The sequence below is a fragment of the Pseudomonas edaphica genome (assembly GCF_005863185.1).
Lineage (GTDB): Bacteria > Pseudomonadota > Gammaproteobacteria > Pseudomonadales > Pseudomonadaceae > Aquipseudomonas > Aquipseudomonas edaphica.
In genome coordinates this window covers 1-2,707 of record NZ_VBVZ01000746.1, presented here as the reverse complement: position 1 = coordinate 2,707, position 2,707 = coordinate 1, and the positions used below count along the sequence as shown (strand labels likewise).

The window sequence follows — 2,707 nt, the reverse complement described above, 5'->3', positions numbered from 1 at the left end:
GAGTTGCAAAGGACGGCGAAGTCTACGCGTTGACGCTGTGGTCAGGAAAAAACCTGTGTTGCTGATTTGTAATGCGCTTTCCCGGTAGAGGATAAACCCCTGTGGGAACTGGCCCATGTGGGAGCTGGCCAGCTCCCACACTCGAACTACGCATCCCTGTACACTGCTGGTCCGCGAAAGGAGCCTGCCATGCTGATTATTGCCGACGAAAATATCCCGCTGCTCGATGCCTTTTTTGAAGGGTTTGGCGAGATTCGCCGCGTACCCGGGCGTTCCATCGACCGAGCCATGGTCGAGCAGGCCGATGTGCTGCTGGTGCGCTCGGTAACAAACGTCAATCGTGCCTTGTTGGACGGCACTCAAGTGCGCTTTGTGGGCACCTGCACCATTGGCACCGATCACCTGGACCTGGATTACTTCAAACAGGCCGGTATCACCTGGTCCAGCGCCCCGGGCTGTAATGCCCGAGGCGTGGTGGACTATGTGCTGGGCAGCTTGCAGACCCTGGCCGAGATCGAAGGCGCCGACCTGAACCAGCGCACTTATGGCATCGTCGGTGCCGGTGAAGTGGGCGGGCGTCTGGTCAAGGTGCTTAAAGGTCTGGGTTGGAACGTGCTGGTGTGCGACCCGCCGCGCCAGATTGCCGAAGACGGTGATTACGTCAGCCTGCAGCAGATTATCGAGCAGTGCGATGTGATCAGCCTGCACACGCCGCTGACCAAGTCTGGTAACGGCTCCACCTGGCACCTGTTTGATCGTGAACGCCTTGGTCGCCTCAAGCCCGGCACCTGGCTGATCAACGCCAGCCGCGGCCCTGTCGTCGATAACGCGGCCTTGCGCGAAGTACTGCTGGAGCGCGAAGACCTGCAAGCCGTGCTGGACGTGTGGGAAGGCGAGCCCGAAGTGGACGTCGACCTGGCCGACCTGTGCGTGCTGGCCACACCGCATATCGCCGGCTACAGCCTCGACGGCAAACAGCGTGGCACCGCGCAGATCTACCACGCTTTGTGCGCCCATATGGGCCAGGAACCCAGTATCCAGTTGAGTGATTTGTTGCCGCAGCCATGGCTGGCCGAGGTGCACTTGAATGCATCGACAGACCCGGCCTGGGCGCTGGCGACCTTGTGCCGCAGTGTGTACGACCCGCGCCGCGATGATGCGGATTTGCGCCGCAGCCTTGTGGGAACCGTGGAAGAGCAACGCAAGGCGTTCGACCTGCTGCGCAAGCATTACCCGGAGCGTCGCGAGATAGATGGCTTGAAGGTGCGGATCAATGGCGAGTCGGCAGTGTTGTCGAACATCGTCACTGCATTGGGCGCCATGCCTTTATAGGACTGTTACGTCTGTGGCGAGGGAGCTTGCTCCCGTTCGACTGCGCAGCAGTCGCAGGCTTTCAGGGGCGCTGCGCACTGGAGCGCCAGCCCGGCCCAGCGGGAGCAAGCTCCCTCGCCACAAAAGGCGGACCACAAAAAACAGGCATAAAAAACCCGGCCATCAAGGCCGGGTCTGAAAGAGCGTGGGCGCGTCAGCCTTGCTTGGCAGGTTTGACCAGTCGCTGTTCCAGGTCGCTGCACGCTTGCTGGATCATTTCTTCGGTAATCTGCACTTCGCGGCCCTTGGCGTCGATATACGAGCAAGGCAGGTGCTGCGGCTGGCGAATCACTTCAATTTTGGCGTCACTGCTGTTTTGCAAGGTCATGGCCTGTCTCCTCATCAGGTTGTGTGCCTAATCTAATACCTGCGCGTGACCGCGCTATTACAACTGCTTACACGATCACCGCTTCGAACGCCCAGTCCAGCAGAAACCGATACAAATTTCCACCCAGGCGTTAGACCGATAGCCTCTAGGCATCAACATCGGCGGGCATAATTAACCTGACGCATTGTTATTTAGCTAAGTTCCCCCAATGTTGGTGTACAGGTTCCTCATCGGTATGCCCGCCATGTTCTCAGTCCGTCAACGCCGTGCCATTCGCCTGGCCAGCCGCTTTATCGCGCCGTACCGCTGGCAGGCACTGGGTGCTTTGTTGGCACTCATCGTCACTGCGGGCATCACCTTGTCCATGGGGCAGGGCATTCGCCTGCTGGTGGACCAGGGGTTCATGACCCAGTCGCCGCACCTGCTCAACCAGTCCATTGGCCTGTTCATGGTGCTGGTGCTGGGCCTGGCCGTGGGTACGTTTGCGCGGTTGTACCTGGTGTCGTGGATCGGCGAACGGGTGGTGGCGGACATTCGTCGGCAAGTCTTCAATCATCTGATCTACCTGCACCCAGGCTTTTACGAGAACAACCGCAGTTCGGAAATCCAGTCGCCGCTGACCACCGACACCACGTTGCTGCAATCGGTGATCGGCTCGTCGCTGTCGCTGTTCCTGCGCAACGCCTTGATGGTGATCGGCGGCATCGTGCTGTTGTTTGTCACCAACCCCAAGCTCACCAGCATCGTGGTGGTGGCGCTGCCGCTGGTGCTGGCGCCGATCCTGATCTTCGGTCGCCGCGTGCGCAGCCTGTCGCGGCTGAGCCAGGACCGTATTGCCGATGTGGGCAGTTACGTGTCGGAGACGCTTGGCCAGATCAAGACCGTGCAGGCCTATAACCACCAGGTGCAGGACGAACAGCGCTTTGCCATCACCGTGGAAGAGGCGTTTGCCACGGCGCGTAAACGCATCGCGCAGCGCGCCTGGCTGATTACACTGGTGATCATGCT

3 protein-coding genes are annotated in these 2,707 nt (G+C 60.0%); 2 read left to right on the top strand and 1 reads right to left on the bottom strand.

Translation table 11 applies throughout. The features are described 5' to 3' along the window. Positions 1-189: 189 nt before the first annotated feature. Entirely contained in the window at positions 190-1,332 is a 1,143-nt protein-coding gene (pdxB, locus tag FEM54_RS29890) for a 4-phosphoerythronate dehydrogenase PdxB (RefSeq protein WP_138453997.1), read from the top strand. Between the two features lie 193 nt (positions 1,333-1,525). Here the strand turns inward: pdxB and FEM54_RS34205 are convergent, their stop codons facing one another. Then, the gene (locus FEM54_RS34205) at positions 1,526-1,699 is read right to left on the bottom strand and encodes a PA1571 family protein (protein ID WP_017137411.1); all 174 of its coding nucleotides are present in this window, start codon (positions 1,697-1,699) and stop codon (positions 1,526-1,528) included. 235 nt (positions 1,700-1,934) lie between these two features. Here FEM54_RS34205 and FEM54_RS29885 point away from each other — a divergent pair. Continuing rightward, positions 1,935-2,707 (top strand): ABC transporter transmembrane domain-containing protein (locus FEM54_RS29885; protein WP_240792824.1); only part of this gene is annotated, 773 nt, incomplete at its 3' end.

Coding starts and splice junctions, on each gene's coding strand:
- pdxB (WP_138453997.1), top strand. CDS start 190: ATGCTGATTATTGCCGACGAAAATATCCCGCTGCTCGATGCCTTTTTT.
- FEM54_RS34205 (WP_017137411.1), bottom strand. CDS start 1,699: ATGACCTTGCAAAACAGCAGTGACGCCAAAATTGAAGTGATTCGCCAG.